This window comes from Listeria cossartiae subsp. cayugensis (genome assembly GCF_014229095.1).
Lineage (GTDB): Bacteria > Bacillota > Bacilli > Lactobacillales > Listeriaceae > Listeria > Listeria cayugensis.
In genome coordinates this window covers 1,333,503-1,349,726 of the sequence record NZ_JAARZC010000001.1, presented here as the reverse complement: position 1 = coordinate 1,349,726, position 16,224 = coordinate 1,333,503, and the positions used below count along the sequence as shown (strand labels likewise).

The 16,224-nt window shown below is 39.6% G+C and carries 14 protein-coding genes and 2 other annotated features; of the genes, 10 read left to right on the top strand and 4 right to left on the bottom strand.

The genetic code is table 11. From position 1 onward, the window contains the following. Positions 1–5: 5 nt before the first annotated feature. The 5 genes from HCB49_RS06760 (at position 6) to HCB49_RS06740 (ending at position 5,566) form a co-directional block, all read left to right on the top strand. Positions 6–806 (top strand): STAS domain-containing protein, encoded by an 801-nt coding sequence (locus tag HCB49_RS06760; protein ID WP_185604459.1) that lies wholly within the window; start codon positions 6–8, stop codon positions 804–806. A gap of 157 nt (positions 807–963) precedes the next feature. Continuing rightward, positions 964–3,666 (top strand): aconitate hydratase AcnA, encoded by a 2,703-nt coding sequence (gene acnA, locus HCB49_RS06755; protein WP_185604458.1) that lies wholly within the window; start codon positions 964–966, stop codon positions 3,664–3,666. A 101-nt stretch (positions 3,667–3,767) separates the two neighbouring features. Further along, a complete protein-coding gene (locus HCB49_RS06750; protein WP_185481481.1) occupies positions 3,768–4,001 on the top strand; it encodes a hypothetical protein in 234 nt (77 codons plus the stop codon). Between the two features lie 12 nt (positions 4,002–4,013). Further along, positions 4,014–4,595 (top strand): DNA-3-methyladenine glycosylase I, encoded by a 582-nt coding sequence (locus HCB49_RS06745; protein WP_185604457.1) that lies wholly within the window; start codon positions 4,014–4,016, stop codon positions 4,593–4,595. Continuing rightward, positions 4,592–5,566 carry a S66 family peptidase gene (locus HCB49_RS06740; protein WP_185604456.1) on the top strand — a complete coding sequence of 325 codons (975 nt, stop codon included), beginning with the start codon at positions 4,592–4,594 and terminating at the stop codon, positions 5,564–5,566. The genes HCB49_RS06745 and HCB49_RS06740 overlap by 4 nt, the downstream gene beginning before the upstream one ends. A gap of 35 nt (positions 5,567–5,601) precedes the next feature. On the opposite strand, the gene HCB49_RS06735 is transcribed toward HCB49_RS06740, so the two are convergent. From HCB49_RS06735 to lap, 4 genes are all read right to left on the bottom strand, one after another. After that, positions 5,602–6,669, bottom strand: a complete 1,068-nt coding sequence (locus HCB49_RS06735; RefSeq protein ID WP_185479776.1) for an ABC transporter permease — start codon at positions 6,667–6,669, stop codon at positions 5,602–5,604. Next, on the bottom strand, positions 6,666–7,586 hold the full coding sequence (locus HCB49_RS06730) for an ABC transporter ATP-binding protein (protein WP_185604455.1): 921 nt from the start codon (positions 7,584–7,586) through the stop codon (positions 6,666–6,668). The genes HCB49_RS06735 and HCB49_RS06730 overlap by 4 nt, the downstream gene beginning before the upstream one ends. A gap of 82 nt (positions 7,587–7,668) precedes the next feature. Beyond that, positions 7,669–8,097 (bottom strand): VOC family protein, encoded by a 429-nt coding sequence (locus HCB49_RS06725; RefSeq protein ID WP_185604454.1) that lies wholly within the window; start codon positions 8,095–8,097, stop codon positions 7,669–7,671. Between the two features lie 122 nt (positions 8,098–8,219). Next, positions 8,220–10,820 carry an adhesion-mediating acetaldehyde/alcohol dehydrogenase LAP gene (lap, locus tag HCB49_RS06720; protein ID WP_185604453.1) on the bottom strand — a complete coding sequence of 867 codons (2,601 nt, stop codon included), beginning with the start codon at positions 10,818–10,820 and terminating at the stop codon, positions 8,220–8,222. A 500-nt stretch (positions 10,821–11,320) separates the two neighbouring features. Further along, positions 11,321–11,562: a binding site (T-box leader), on the top strand. 48 nt (positions 11,563–11,610) lie between these two features. After that, positions 11,611–11,837, top strand: a binding site (T-box leader). Between the two features lie 67 nt (positions 11,838–11,904). Between lap and trpE the strand changes: the two genes are divergently transcribed. Genes trpE through HCB49_RS06695 form a run of 5 tightly spaced genes read left to right on the top strand, consistent with a single transcriptional unit; the run spans position 11,905 to position 16,222 of the window. Continuing rightward, complete coding sequence (gene trpE / locus HCB49_RS06715) at positions 11,905–13,269, top strand: anthranilate synthase component I (protein WP_185604452.1); 1,365 nt, start codon at positions 11,905–11,907, stop codon at positions 13,267–13,269. After that, positions 13,266–13,871, top strand: coding sequence for an anthranilate synthase component II (locus tag HCB49_RS06710; RefSeq protein WP_185604451.1), 606 nt, complete (start codon positions 13,266–13,268; stop codon positions 13,869–13,871). The genes trpE and HCB49_RS06710 overlap by 4 nt, the downstream gene beginning before the upstream one ends. Beyond that, on the top strand, positions 13,843–14,862 hold the full coding sequence (gene trpD / locus HCB49_RS06705; protein ID WP_185604450.1) for an anthranilate phosphoribosyltransferase: 1,020 nt from the start codon (positions 13,843–13,845) through the stop codon (positions 14,860–14,862). The genes HCB49_RS06710 and trpD overlap by 29 nt, the downstream gene beginning before the upstream one ends. Beyond that, a complete protein-coding gene (gene trpC, locus HCB49_RS06700; RefSeq protein WP_185604449.1) occupies positions 14,859–15,617 on the top strand; it encodes an indole-3-glycerol phosphate synthase TrpC in 759 nt (252 codons plus the stop codon). Before trpD ends, trpC begins: the two co-directional genes overlap by 4 nt. Continuing rightward, positions 15,614–16,222, top strand: coding sequence for a phosphoribosylanthranilate isomerase (locus tag HCB49_RS06695; RefSeq protein WP_185604448.1), 609 nt, complete (start codon positions 15,614–15,616; stop codon positions 16,220–16,222). Before trpC ends, HCB49_RS06695 begins: the two co-directional genes overlap by 4 nt. Positions 16,223–16,224: the final 2 nt, after the last annotated feature.

Below are 16,224 nucleotides of genomic sequence, written 5' to 3'. Positions count from 1 at the left end.
AGTTTATGCAGATTAAGCAATTTTTAATAGAGCGTCGTTCGATATTAGTGGATATGTTTTACGAAAATTATTACATTAATACGGACGAATATAAATTAAGACTTAGTGGTGGCGAGGCTGAATCATCTATTCGTTCACTAAGCACAGCATCATGCGGTATGATTATCGATGTCATTACTGGCGTGAAAGAACGCGATTTTGAAAGCATCGGTAAAAGACGCTTTAACGATAAAACCGATATTCGAAAAATCCATCAACATATGAGTGAAATTGATAAATTTATTATTACTAGTTTGCTCAAATGGAAAGAAACAGAAGACGTTTTTTATACAGATGCAGATATTATTCAGTTTATGTTAGAAATAAAAGATATTCTGGCATCGATACAACAACAGCTGTTGGAAGGCTTTATGCAAGAAAATAGAAATCAAGTTGCCGCTCAGCGAAAGGAAATTATTCAGTTATCAACACGGATTATTCCAATCACTAATTCGATCGGCGTCTTGCCAATTGTTGGCAGTTTAGATGATGATAGAGGCTATTTTATGAAAGAAAAAGCGATAGAATCTGCGGATAAGTTAAATTTAGATACGATTGTGATTGATTTTTCTAGCGCGGTATTAAAAGATGATTTTGCGACCAAACACATGGAAGACATGATCCAGTCTTTTAAACTTATCGGCTTAGTACCAATACTTTCCGGCATGCAACCAAGTTTTGCCCAGCGCACGATTCAACTTGGATCAAACATTTCCAAACTCGAATCATATGGCTCGCTAGAACAAGCATTAACCAACTTAGTTTAATAATGCATAGATGAATGGCACTCGTTGTCATTCATCTTTTTGTTATAAGAAAAAGTTATTGAATTATAGCAGATTCTCTTTGTTTACTTATCGCGCGTTTTTAAGTACAATAGATGAGAGAGACCAATCGTTTCAAGAATTGAAGGAGGAAACGTGGATGACTAATTGGAAAGAAAAAGCAAAAGCATCATTTCAACTGAACGACAAAACGTATCATTATTACAAACTTAAAACCTTAGAAGAGGACAATCTTACAAACATCGAGAAACTACCTTATTCTGTACGTGTTTTACTAGAATCTGTATTAAGACAAGCAGATGGTCGCGTCATTAAGGATTCACACGTGGAAGACTTAGCCCACTGGTCTAAAGATGGCAATGAAGGCGAAGTACCATTCAAACCAGCCCGCGTTATTCTACAAGATTTTACAGGCGTTCCAGCAGTCGTTGATTTAGCTTCTTTACGTAAAGCAATGGCGGACCTTGGCGGCGATCCAGAAAAAATCAATCCAGAAATCCCGGTTGATTTAGTTGTCGATCACTCAGTACAAGTGGATAGCTATGCGAATCCAGAAGCACTTAAAATTAACATGGAACTAGAATTTAAACGCAACATGGAACGTTACCAGTTTTTAAATTGGGCACAAAAAGCATTTGATAACTATCGTGCCGTTCCACCCGCAACAGGTATCGTTCACCAAGTTAACTTAGAGTATTTAGCAAACGTCGTAATTGCGAATGAAGTAGCAGACGGCGAATTTGTAGCGTTCCCAGATTCCCTAGTCGGAACAGATAGCCATACAACGATGATTAACGGTATTGGCGTTTTAGGTTGGGGCGTTGGCGGTATTGAAGCAGAAGCTGGCATGCTTGGTCAACCTTCATACTTTCCAATTCCAGAAGTTATCGGCGTAAAATTAAACGGCGCTTTGCCAAACGGAGCTACAGCAACCGATTTCGCTTTAAAAGTAACTCAAGTTTTACGGGAACAAAAAGTAGTAGGTAAATTTGTTGAATTTTACGGTCCAGGTGTTGCGACACTGCCACTTGCTGACCGCGCAACCGTTGCGAATATGGCTCCAGAATACGGCGCAACTTGTGGCTTTTTCCCAGTCGATAAAGAAGCGCTTAACTACTTAAAACTTACTGGCCGTGACAAAGAACAAATCGAATTAGTAGAAGCTTATTTAGAAGCAAATGATTTATTCTTCACACCAGAAAAAGTAGAACCAAACTACACGCAAACAGTAGAAATCGATCTTTCCGCCATCGAACCAAACTTAGCAGGACCAAAACGTCCACAAGATTTGATTCCACTTTCGAAAATGAAAGAAACATTCCGTGAATCCATTACTGCCAAAGCAGGTAACCAAGGTTTCGGACTCGATAAATCAGCCCTAGACAAAGAAGTAACAGTTACTTTTGGCAATGGTGACCAATCCACAATGAAGACTGGCTCTGTTGCCATTGCGGCGATTACAAGTTGTACGAATACTTCTAACCCATACGTGATGTTAAGCGCTGGTTTAGTTGCTAAAAAAGCAGTTGAAAAAGGCTTAGAAGTACCGAAATTCGTAAAAACTTCCTTGGCGCCAGGCTCCAAAGTTGTAACAGGCTACTTGGAAAAAGCCGGCTTACTTCCATATTTAGAAAAACTTGGGTTTGACTTAGTTGGTTATGGTTGTACGACATGTATCGGTAACTCTGGTCCATTAAAAGAAGAAATTGAAGAAGCTATTCAAGATAGCGATTTGCTTGTTTCGGCTGTATTAAGTGGTAACCGTAACTTTGAAGGCCGCATTCATGCACTTGTGAAAGCAAATTTCTTAGCTTCACCACCACTTGTCGTTGCTTACGCGCTTGCTGGGACAACAAATGTCGACATGCTAACAGAACCAATCGGACGCGGTAATAACGGCGAAGAAGTCTTCTTAGACGATATTTGGCCAAGTTCAGAAGAAGTGAAGGCATTAGTAGAAGAAACGGTAACGCCAGAACTTTTCCGTGAACAATATGCCCATGTATTTGATGAAAATGAAGCTTGGAATGCGATTGAAACAACGGAAGATGCTTTATACAAATGGGATGAAAACTCCACGTATATAGCGAATCCGCCATTCTTTGATAATTTAGCAAAAGAAGCTGGCAAAGTAGAAAGCTTATCCGGACTTCGTGTTATCGGTAAATTTGGCGACTCTGTTACAACCGACCATATTTCACCAGCCGGAGCAATCGGGAAAGATACGCCAGCCGGAAAATTCCTTCAAGAAGAAGGTGTGGCAATTCGTGACTTCAACTCATACGGCTCTCGTCGTGGTCATCACGATGTTATGATGCGCGGTACATTTGCGAATATCCGTATTAAAAATCAAATCGCACCAGGAACAGAAGGCGGCTATACGACTTACTGGCCAACTGGCGAAGTGATGTCGATTTACGATGCTTCTAGAAAATATATCGAAAATAACACTGGCTTAGTTATTCTTGCTGGCGACGATTATGGAATGGGATCTTCACGTGACTGGGCTGCCAAAGGAACGAATTTGCTAGGTATTAAAACAGTTATCGCGAAAAGTTACGAACGGATTCATCGTTCTAACCTCGTAATGATGGGTGTTTTACCGCTTCAATTCCAACCTGGTGAAGATGCCGAAACATTAGGCCTAACTGGCTCAGAAAGTTTACAAGTCGAAATCGGTGAAGATGTAGCACCAAGAGACCTTGTAAAAGTGACAGCTGTTCGTGAAGACGGCTCAAGTATTACTTTCGATGCACTTGCACGCTTTGACTCAGAAGTAGAAATTGATTATTACCGTCATGGCGGGATTTTACCAATGGTCCTACGTGGCAAATTGAAATAATTTGTAAAGAAGAGGCGAACCAAAAAAGTTCGTCTCTTTTTTATTTTCACTTGCAAAAACAGAACGTATGTTTTATTATTGGTTAATAGGAGGCTTTGCGAATGAGATATCAAAAGATAAGTTTTATTTTTACAGGAATAATTGCAGCAATAGTAGGGTATCTTATTTTCACGAGCGACTATCACCCCGACGTTCCGAACTGGCTGCTCTTTTTATTTTTAGCATTAAGCATTGCTGTAGCAGTTAGTCAGTGGAAAGAAAAACGACTAATTTGGAGTTGTATCGGCCTATTTGTGGCTGTTTTAATTAGTGTGCATTACATTTTAACTATATAGGAGGAACTCACTTTGTCAGAAGAATTACGTTGCCCATGGTCGATTAATGACCCGTTTGAACTAGAATATCATGATGAAGAATGGTGTGTCCCGAGCAAAGACGACACATATTTATTTGAAATGCTTAATTTAGAGGGAGCGCAAGCCGGGCTCTCATGGAGATTGATTTTACATAAAAGAAAAGCGTATCAAGAAGCTTTTTTTCACTTTGATATTGATAAATGCGCATTGCTGACAGACGATGAGTTAGCAAAGATTGTTGAGGAAGCAGCAATTGTGAAGAATCGCCTAAAAGTGAAAGCGGTTCGTACAAATGCGCTAGCTACACAAAGAGTCCAAGCGGAATTTGGCTCATTTGCTAACTACATTTGGGGTTTTACAAATGGTGAACGGATTATTAACGAATGGCAAGGAATGGGAGAAGTTCCAGCTAGCACAGAGTTATCCGAAAAAATCAGTAAAGATTTAAAGAAACGCGGTTTTAAATTTGTTGGACCCGTAATCATTTATTCTTATTTACAAGCGATTGGGATTCTCGACGACCATTTGCGTTCGTGTCCATTTCACACGTTAAATAGGGAGGTTACTAAATGATTCCAGCAAAATTAAAACAAGGCGATGAAATTCGGATTATTGCACCAAGCCGTTCTATCGGCATCATGGCTAGCGATCAAGTCGAAATTGCCGTTAAGCGTCTAACTGACATGGGTTTCAGCGTTACTTTTGGAGAACATGTGGCTGAAATGGATTGTATGATGAGCTCAAGTATTCGTTCTCGCGTAGCTGATATCCATGAAGCTTTCAATGACTCGAATGTAAAAGCGATTTTAACCGTTATCGGCGGTTTTAATAGCAACCAATTGTTGCCATATTTAGATTATGATTTAATTTCGGAAAACCCTAAAATTTTATGTGGCTTTTCAGATATTACGGCGCTCGCAACAGCCATTTATACACAAACCGAACTGATTACTTATTCCGGTGCGCATTTTTCTAGTTTTTCAATGGAAAAAGGTCTGGACTATGTACTTGAATCATTTAGTGATTGTTTATTACAAAAAGAGCCATATACACTTAAAGAAAGTGCAGTATGGAGTGATGATGAATGGTATTTGGACCAAGAGAATCGAAATTTCATCCCGAATGACGGATTAGTTGTTATGCAACCGGGAGAGGCAGAAGGGACTATCATTGGCGGGAACTTATGCACCCTTAATTTACTGCAAGGAACTGAATACATGCCGAATTTGGCAGGTTCAATTTTATTTATTGAAGACGATTTTATGACTGTGCCAGAAACATTCGATCGCGATTTAGAGTCACTGCTTAGTCAACCTGGTGCTGACGAGATTCAAGGGCTGGTAATCGGTCGTTTCCAACAGAAAACAGCAATTACGGCGGAGAAATTAGCTTACATCATTGAAACGAAGACGGCATTACAAAAAATCCCCGTTATATCTGGCGCGGATTTTGGACATACACAGCCAATTGCGACTTTCCCAATTGGTGGAACCGCAAGAATTGATACAAATCATGCCGATAAAATTCAAATTATTAGACATTAAAAAAAGGCTGTCCAATGCGGACAGCCTTTTAAAATTTAACTTAAAGCGACATCTCGTTTTTTGAATAAGAAGAACGTGAAGAAGAGGATAATCGCTGTATAAACACCTAAACCGGCAATGATTTGCCAATCTGCTAAGCCACCAGCAATTTTGCTACCACCAACTGTATCATTTAGGCTAAGCAAGTTGAAGATAATCCATTTCATCCAGTCGTATTTTTCAATAGCTAGAGGAAGTAGTTGGCGAATAATTCCACCTGAGAATAGTACACCAACACCGACACCAACTGCAAGGGCTTGTGAACGAACGACAGATGAGAAGAAGAACGCGATAGTTGCGTATACGATCATCAATAAGAAGTTCGTACCAAGTAGCATCCAAGCGTGTTCCCAAGCTGTCATTGCACCTGTTGAAGGGGAGAGCGGCATGAAAATAGATTGTTTTGGTAAAATAAACGAAAAGATAAAGCTAGCTAAAAGTAAGGTGATGGAACTAATAACGCTATAAACAATACACATGATGTATTTAGAGAATAGTATTTGACTTCTAGAGTATGGACGAGTTAGTAATAGCTTGATAGTACCACCAGAAAATTCGGTTGCAACGATGATACTTGCTACAACAACAACGAGCATTGTCGCAACGGCTCCAGAGCTACCTAATGAAGCAAAGAAATCTGCGCTTGAAATACCAGCTGAATTACTAGCGGGTTTTTCATCTGCATCTACATAAGCTTGATAGAAGTCAATTTGTTTTTGGATGGATTCTTTGGCTTCTTTTGTTGGAGCCGCTTGTTCTTGTGTTTTTAAGTAAGCCACGGAATCAGTCAAAGATAACGTTTCAGATTTATACGTAGGATTACCGTCTTTATCTGCGGAGTTCCAGTATTCCTCTTCACTAACCGGAGCACCTTTGTCATCATAATAAGCAGTAATACCGGCATTGCTTGCGTCGCCGCCTTCAACACCACTTGTATCTATTTTACTAACAAAAAACATTAATAGTGCAAGGGCTAAAACTGCTACAAATAGGACAATTTGCATAATCCAACTTGATTTTCTGGAGAATAATTTGGTAAATTCATTTTTTACTAATGCTATCATACTTCCGCACCTCCACCTTTAGTTAATTCAAGGAATCGCTCTTCAAGGGAGGCTTGAAGTGGAACCATTTCTAATAAATCAATATTTGCTTGGATAATCGCACGAGCAATCAAATGCACATCTTCATGAGCCACTTCGATTTTGAAAAGATCCTCTTTTTGAGCAACAACTTTGACTGGGAGTGTAGGGAGAACGGTTTTAGTTGCTTCGGGATCGCTGACTTTCAATTTGTAGACAGCAACATGATTTTCAACGAGATCACTCATTTTTTCCGTATGAGTTAAAACGCCTTTATTAATAATCGCGAATCGATCCGTAATTTGTTGGATTTCGCTCAGTAAATGGCTGGAAATTAAAACAGAAGTGCCGTTTGTTGCTAAATCGCGAATCAGCGTTCTAAATTCAGCCATACCTTGTGGATCAAGTCCGTTGGTAGGTTCATCTAAAATAAGTAAAGCGGGGCTATGAATTAATGCTTGAGCAACACCTAAACGTTGGCGCATACCAAGGGAATAGGTTTTTACTTTCTGGTCAATTGCGCCTGTAAGTTTGACAAGTTCAACGATTTCACGAATGTGTTCGTCAGTAATGTTTTTTTGACTCATGCGTGCGAATTGTTTTAAGTTTGCCCATCCAGACATATACATGTAAAATTCTGGATTTTCAATAATTGCGCCTACTTCTGAAATCGCTGCTTTATACTCGGAGTCGACATTTTTACCATTGATCAAAACGGTACCTTCTGTGCGACGAATTAAGCCAACGATAGAGCGGATAATAGTTGTTTTACCAGCACCATTTGGGCCAAGTAAACCAAATACTTCTCCTTTATGTATGTCAAAGCTGATATCATGGACAATATTTTTTTGTCCAATTTTTTTCGTGACATGTTCTAATTTTAAAACTGTCTCAGTCATGAACTCACTCCTTTTCTTCTCTCACTTCTAAATTGTACTATTTTTTAGTTCTAAATACATTCGGCTAGAGAAGGGGGAAAAATCATACTTTAGTAGTAGACTCGTTTTCTAGGTTGAGATGCCAGTCGATGCTGTAATGGTCGATTACTTTCGCGTATTTTGCGCCCCAAAATGTATTTTGGATTGGAACTTCGACGGTGCCGGTTTTGGAAAGTAGGACAAAAGCATGAACAAAATCTGCTTCGGAACTAAAATTCATTGCAAGTGATAGGCGATTACCCGCATCTGTTTCGCCTTCCAGCGTATCTGAGAAATAAAATAAATCTTTCTCGTCTCTTGTAAGTCTTGCATGTAGGATTCGTTCTCCTAGTAGTTTATCTCCAGAAAATCCTTCCATCTCGTGAAAGTAACGCGTTTGCGTAATTTCTGCTTGGAACGCTTTTTTATAAAAGTCTAGTGCTTCCTGAGTTTCCCCGTCAAAAGTAAAATAGGGAACTACTGCTTGCATCATTCAATCAACTCCATTCTCGTTCCATTATACTAATTTTAGGACTAAAGCGAAAGCGCAAGCCCTGGGATGGACTTGCGCTTTCTTCTAACTTTATATATTAATGGTGGACAAGTTAGCTAGTTTCAGACACCTTTGTAAGCTTCTAGGTAAATTTCTTTTAGTTCACTTACAAGAGGTTGTTTAGGGTTGGCAGTAGTACATTGGTCCATGAATGCGCGGTCTGCAAGTGTATCTACAACAGCATCCAAGTCTTTTTTAGCAACATTTTGTCCTTTAAGACTCATGTCGATACCAACATCTTTACCAAGTTTGATGATTTCATCTACAAGTGATTTAACGCCTTCTTCTGTAGTTGCAGCAGGGAAGCCGATAATACGAGAGATACGAGCATAATCTTCATCAGCACGGAAGCTTTCATATCTTGGGAATAACGCATGTTTTTTAGGTTTAAGTGCGTTATAACGAATAACGTGTGGCATAAGGATTGCATTCGCACGACCATGTGGAATGTGGAATTCAGGTCCAATTTTGTGAGCCAAGCTATGGTTAATTCCTAGGAACGCATTTGCAAACGCCATACCAGCTAGGGCAGAAGCATTATGCATTTTTTCGCGCGCATCTGGGTCACCAGTAAGAACGGATTCACGTAAGTTTTCAAAAACAAGTTCGATTGCACGGATGGAAAGTCCACGAGTATAATCGCTTGCCATTACGGATACATAAGATTCAATTGCGTGAGTTAGAACGTCCATACCAGTATCAGCAGTAATGTGTGCTGGGACAGTAGTTACGTATTGTGCATCGACAATTGCAACGTCTGGAGTTAGTTCGTAATCAGCAAGAGGGTATTTAATGTTGTTTTCTTTATCTGTAATAACCGCAAATGGTGTTACTTCAGAACCTGTACCACTTGTTGTTGGAATCGCAACAAATTTCGCTTTTTCGCCAAGTTTAGGATATTTGAAAGTACGTTTACGGATATCTAAGAATTTTTGTTTCAAGCCGAAGAAAGAAGCTTCTGGTTGTTCATAGAATAACCACATACCTTTGGCAGCATCCATTGCGGAACCACCACCAAGAGCGATAATTGTGTCTGGTTTGAAGTCTTTCATTAATTCTGCACCTTTGTAAACTGTTACGTCAGATGGATCTGGTTCAACGTCAGCAAATACTTGGTAAGCTACGTCATTGCCACGTTTTTTCAAATGTTCGATTACAACGTCAACGTATTTGAATTGAACCATTCCTGGGTCAGTTACGATAAATACGCGTTCAACGCCTTCCATTTTTTGAAGGTATTGAGTGGAATATTTTTCAAAGAAAATTTTTGGTGGAAGTTTGAACCATTGCATATTATTTCTCCGATCCGCGATACGTTTAACGTTCAGCAAGTTAGTCGCACTTACATTTTGTGATACAGAGTTTTTACCATAAGATCCACAACCAAGAGTTAGGGAAGGGATGAAGCCGTTATAAATGTCACCGATACCGCCTTGTGCGCTTGGTGCATTTACGATGATACGGCAAGCTTTCATACGGATACCAAATGCTTTTTGAACTTCTTTATCCGTAGAGTGAATAACTGCGGAGTGTCCAAGTCCTCCGTATACTAACATTTCTTCACAACGATCGAATGCTTCTGCTTGGTTAGCTGCTTCGATGAATGCAAGAACTGGGCTTAATTTTTCGTGAGATAGTGGGTATTTGTCGCCAACACCTTTAATTTCAGCTACAAGAATTTTTGTGTCTTCTGGAACTTTGAAGCCAGCTTGGTTAGCAATCCATGCAGGGGATTTACCAACTACATCTGGGTTAAGCGTTCCTTTTTCAGGGTTGATTACGTAGCTTTCTAATTTTTTGAATTCAGCGCCTTTAACGAAGTAGCAGTTGTTTGCTTCCATTTCTGCTTTTACTTCCTTAGCAACTTCTTTGTCGACGATTACTGCTTGTTCAGAAGCACAAATCATACCTTGGTCAAAAGATTTAGAAAGAATGATGTCATTAACAGAACGTTTGATTTTCGCTGTTTTGTCAATGTAAGCTGGTACGTTACCTGGTCCAACGCCTAGTGCAGGTTTACCAGTAGAGTATGCTGATTTAACCATTCCAGCACCACCAGTTGCTAGTACAAGTGCTACTTTATCGTGGTTCATTAATTGTTTTGTTGCTTCTAGGGAAGGTTTTTCTACCCATTGAATACAATGTTCTGGTGCTCCAGCTGCAACTGCTGCCTCGTAAACAACTCTTGCTGCTTCAGATGAACAACGTTGCGCACTTGGATGGAAAGCGAAGATGATTGGGTTACGCGTTTTGATTGCAATAATTGCTTTGAAAAGAGTAGTAGATGTTGGGTTAGTTACAGGTGTAACGCCGGCAACAACACCAACTGGTTCCGCAATTTCAATCACACCAGTTTGTACATCTTCATTAATAACGCCTACTGTTTTGTTGTTTTTAATGTTGTTCCAAATATATTCTGTCGCGAAGATGTTTTTAATACATTTATCTTCGTATAATCCACGTCCAGTTTCTTCTACTGCTAATTTTGCAAGGGGCATATGTTGGTCAAGTCCGGCAAGTGCCATTGTGTGAACGATATTGTCTACTTGTTCTTGATTGTAACTTTCAAATGCTTTCAATGCTTTTTGTCCATTGTCTGCTAATCTGTCAATCACTTTTTGAACTTCTAATACTTCTTGGGCCGCATTTTCTTTAATTGCCATTTTCCAGAACCTCCTAATATTTGTTCGGGACTTAAAATGTCCATAGTAGACTTTTAACGTCCCTGATAATCCAAAAAAATTTAGCTTGTTGCTTTGCTGTATTCTTTTGTTTTATTTGATTACACCGTTAGTATAATCCATCAATAAAAGTTTGTCCAGTGTTTCACGTGAAAAACTTCACAAATTGATAAAGATGGTTGGATAGTCCTTGTTTGAATTTGATTTTTAGTTAATTGGGCATGGATAACGTGATTGATTTAATGGAAAAGAGAGAAGTGTTTTTTAGTTATTAATTATTTGTATTTAAAGGTTTTCAGAGAGATATAGTTATATTTAAATAGAGATAATGTCATGGTTATTTCTTTAGGATATAGTTTTTGATTGAATGGTTCTTTTTTCTTACTTGTTTATTAGTTGTTGTTTTAAAACCTTTTCATATTGGTTGGTTTTATTTGCTTGACTTTCGTGATTTTCTTATGTAAGATGAACACAAGTAAAAAATGATAGCATTGAAGAAGAGTAAGTAGCGTGATGAAAGTTTTTAGAGAGCTGGCGGTTGGTGAAAGTCAGTAGCGGACATGATGTGAATGGACTTCTGAGCTCTGATCTGAAAGGATTTTCTTAGTAGGATACAGCGATTAGGCCTTATCGTTACACAAGGCGCCCATTCGGAATTTGGATGGATTAAGTGAACTGTTTTTGCAGTTAATCAAGGTGGTACCACGGGTCTCTCGTCCTTGTCTAGTATATTTGCTAGGCTTGGAGAGAGGCCCTTTTTTAATTTTATAAAACGAAAACATCAAACAAGAATAGTACTTTTTCATCGACTTTTACAGAGAGTTAGCGCATGGTGAAAGCTGACAAATAGATGAATTAGGAATGGGCCTTGTGCGTGATACCTTGAACGAAAAGTAGGGGTGAACGGGTGCTCCCGTTATAGAGCAGCTGCAAATATTGCAGCACTGAGATAGGATTTATTCCTAAAATGAGGTGGCACCGCGATAACTCGTCCTCTGAAAAAGCATGATTCTGCGCTTTTTCAGAGGACTTTTTTTATTTTAGTAAAGAAGAAGGGATGAGTTAGATGAGAAAAATGAAGAAAATGGATGCTGATACATTAACTGCAATTTTAGCGTTTCAAAGGCTTTCTGGGACAGGGAAAAGTTTGCTGGAAGGAGCTGCGAAAGATGCGGAGGCTGGTCGCTATTCAATTATTGCTATCAACCCAGTCCATGAAATTAAAGTATATCAGCATGATTATTATATAGATGGAGTTCACCGCGTTGTAGCAGATCCGTTAAAAGAAATTGAATTGTTCATTGAAAAAGCAAAAGATGAGGAAGCAGATTTACCGTTAGACTCGGGAGCGATTGGTTATGTAGGTTATGACGTAATTTCGCTTTATGAAAAATTAGGCGATATTCCAGTGGAAACACGCGATATGCCAGATATTCGTTTTTATGTTTATGAAAGTTTTGTCATTTTGGATCATCAAGCGGAGGAGCTTATTTTAGTGCAAGATAATTGTTACTCGGGTAGAAGTGAGGCAGAACTGGATAAGGCGCTGGAAGTAATGTTTATTGAACTGACTACACCTCAAAAAGACGAGCATAAAGCTATTCATGTTCCAAAAATGACTTATAAAAGTAATTATACAAAAGAGGAATATATGGCGTTAGTAAAAAAAGCGAAAACATATATTCAAGAGGGTGACTTCTTTCAAATTGTTCTTTCGCAACGCTTGGAGGCAGATTTTACCGTGACACCGTTTGATTATTATCGGAAATTACGTTTGTTAAATCCTTCGCCGTATCTATACTTCATTGATTTTGGCGACACTGTTTTGATTGGTTCTTCTCCAGAAAGTTTAATTAAAACGAAAGGGCGAACGGTTATTACGAATCCAATCGCGGGAACGAGGCGGCGCGGAGCAACAAAGCAAGAAGATGAACGTTTAGCGGCGGAATTATTATCGGATGAGAAAGAGCTTGCAGAGCACCGCATGTTAGTAGACTTAGGCCGAAATGATATTGGGAAAATTGCAGAAACGGGTTCTGTTCACGTACCTGTTTATCTAACCATTGAACGATATCGCTTTTTAATGCATCTAGTTTCTGTGGTGGAAGGAACGTTGAAGCCAGGTCTTACAGCAATGGATGCTCTACGGTCGACGCTTCCGGCTGGGACTGTGAGTGGAGCACCGAAAATAAGAGCGATGCAACGAATTTATGAATGGGAAAATGTGAAACGCGGGCCATATGCTGGTGCGGTTGGTTATTTAACGAAAAATGGCGCTTCCGATTTTGCGCTTTCGATTAGAACGATGGTACTTCATGACGGAAAAGCCTATGTACAAGCTGGTGCGGGAATTGTTTATGATTCAGATCCGGAAAGCGAATATCTAGAAACATTGCAAAAAGCGAAGGCACTTTTGGAGGTGGGGGAATGATTTTATTAATTGATAACTATGATTCTTTTACGTTTAATTTAGAGCAATATTTGGCGGAATTTAGTGAAGTTGTCGTGAAGCGGAATGATGCGGCTGATTTACTCGAAGTAGCTGCTTTGGTAGATGGAATTGTTCTTTCACCGGGACCTGGAAAACCAAGTGAAGCAGGGCTTTTAGAGGAAGTGGTTGCGAAATTTGCAAAAGAAAAACCATTACTGGGGATTTGTTTAGGGCATCAGGCAATTGGTGAAGTATTCGGCGGGGAAGTAAAACAGGCAGCAAAAATTCGGCATGGTAAAGTTTCGACAATGCATCAAACTGGTGGAGCTATTTTTGCTAATTTGCCTGAAGAGATGCCGGTGATGCGATATCATTCTTTAATAGTAGATAAAAACACGTTGCCGGATGTTTTGGAAGTTTTAGCGCTAGCAACAGATGATGCGGAAGTGATGGCGATGAAGCTAAGAGATTATCCAGTATATGGCTTGCAATTTCATCCAGAATCAATTGGTACGAATGATGGCAAACAAATGATGGAGAATTTTATTAATATAGTGGAAGGAGTGCGGGGAAATGGAAAGCTTACTACAAAAAGTATATGATCAAGAAAATTTATCGAAAGCTGAAATGAATGTTGTCGCAACGGAAATTTTTGAAGGGCGATTGTCGAAAACGAAAATAGCTGCCTTTTTAATGGCGCTAAAAGTAAAAGGGGAAACGGCGGAAGAAATGGCAGGAATTGCGGAGGCGATGCAACAAGTGGCGATTCAAGTTGCTTTTCCGGCTGGAACGGCGATGGATAATTGTGGAACTGGTGGCGATAAATCTAATAGTTTCAATATAAGTACGACGTCTGCTTTTGTTCTTGCAGCAGCGGGAATTCCAGTTGCGAAACACGGAAATCGGAGTATTTCTAGTCGTTCTGGCAGTGCGGATGTTTGCCAGGAATTAGGAATTGATATTAACATGCGACCAGAAGATATGACCTATTTACTTGAAAAAGTCGGGATTGCCTTTTTATTTGCACCACATGTCCATCCGAATATGAAGTACGTTATGGACGTTCGAAAAGAGCTGGGTACACCAACAATTTTCAATTTGATTGGCCCTCTTACAAATCCGGTGCATCTTGAAACACAATTGATGGGCATTTATCGTCGTGATTTATTAGAACAAACAGCGGAGGTACTCGGTCAACTTGGGCGAAAACGAGCAGTCGTTTTAAATGGAGCTGGTTTTATGGATGAAGCTTCTTTAGCTGGTGAAAATCATTACGCGCTATATGACAATGGGGAAGTGCAGTTATATACACTAAATCCCGAAGACGTTGGTTTAACGAGTTATCCGCTTGAAGCAATTAAAGGTGGAGATGCTAAAGAAAATGCAGCGATTCTTAGGAGTGTGCTTGACGGCGAGCCCGGAGCTTACTTAGATACAGTACTTTTAAATGCTGGATTTGGCTTATTCGCGAACGGCAAAGTGGCAACAGTGAAAGAAGGCGTGGATTTAGCAAGAGATTTAATAAGAAGCGGTTTAGCGAAACAAAAATTGACAGATTTAATTATTTATCAAAAAGAGGTGCTGGCGAAATGACATTTTTAGAAGAGATTTTAGCTCAAAAAGCAATAGAAGTTGCAGAAATGCCATTAGAAAAAGTAGCAGAAAAACGGAAAACTTACTCGTTTTGTGAATTTTTAAAAGCGAATACGAGCGAAATGCAACTAATTGCTGAAGTAAAGCGTGCCTCGCCTTCCAAGGGAGCAATCAATATGGGAGTGGATCCAGTCGCACAAGCAAAATCCTACCAAACGGCTGGAGCAGGAATGATTTCCGTTTTAACCGATCCTGTTTTTTTCAAAGGCTCGATTGAAGATTTGCGAGAAGTGGCGAAAAATGTCGAAATTCCCGTAATTTGTAAAGATTTTATTATTAGTGAGAAGCAATTAATTCGTGCTCGGAATGCGGGAGCAACGGTAGTATTGCTGATTGTTTCGGCACTTACAGAAGAGCAGTTAAAAAACCTTTTTGAACAGGCTACAGCACTTGATTTGGAAGTGTTAGTAGAAGTGCATGACCGGGAAGAATTGGCTGTGGCACAACAACTCGGTGCTAAATTAATCGGCGTGAACAATCGTAATTTGCATACTTTTGAAGTGGATATCGCCGTAAGTGAACGGCTTGCGAATGACTTTTCGACCGATGCTTGTTTCATTAGTGAATCAGGTTTTAGAACAGCAGACGATGTGGCTCGAGTACGTACAAAATATAATGCGGTACTTGTTGGCGAGGCGCTCATGCGAGAAGCGACTCCAGAAACGGCTGCGAAAAGATTGAAGGTGGCACGATGATTGTAAAAATTTGTGGGTTAAAAAAAGCAGTGGATGTAGCGGCTGCAGTGGAAAATGGCGCGGATATGATTGGCTTCGTTTTTGCGAAAAGTAAGCGCCAAGTCACGATTGAACAGGCGCATCAACTAGCCAAAAATATTCCTGCTACTGTCAAAAAAGTAGGGGTGTTCGTCAATCCTACCGAAGAAGAACTGACCGCAGCAATTAAAGGCGTGCCATTAGATATCGTTCAACTTCACGGTCAAGAGCCTACTGAGCAAGCAAAGCGTACGGATGCGGAAGTAATTAAAGCATTTCCAGTTAAAGATGGAAAACTCCCTCCAAATATAAATGACTACCCAAATGCCTATATCTTACTCGATGCTCCAGCTGAAGAATACGAAGGCGGTAGCGGGAAAACATTTGATTGGGACAAAATAAATAGCGATACTCTCACAAAAAATAAATTAATCATTGCTGGCGGACTAAATACGCGAAATGTTCAAGAGGCGATTAAACGCTTTCGACCATACGCAGTAGATATTTCTTCAGGCGTAGAAACAAATGGCGAAAAAGATCCAGAAAAAATTAAAGCCTTCATTAAAACAGCAAAAGGAGTGGAATAAGC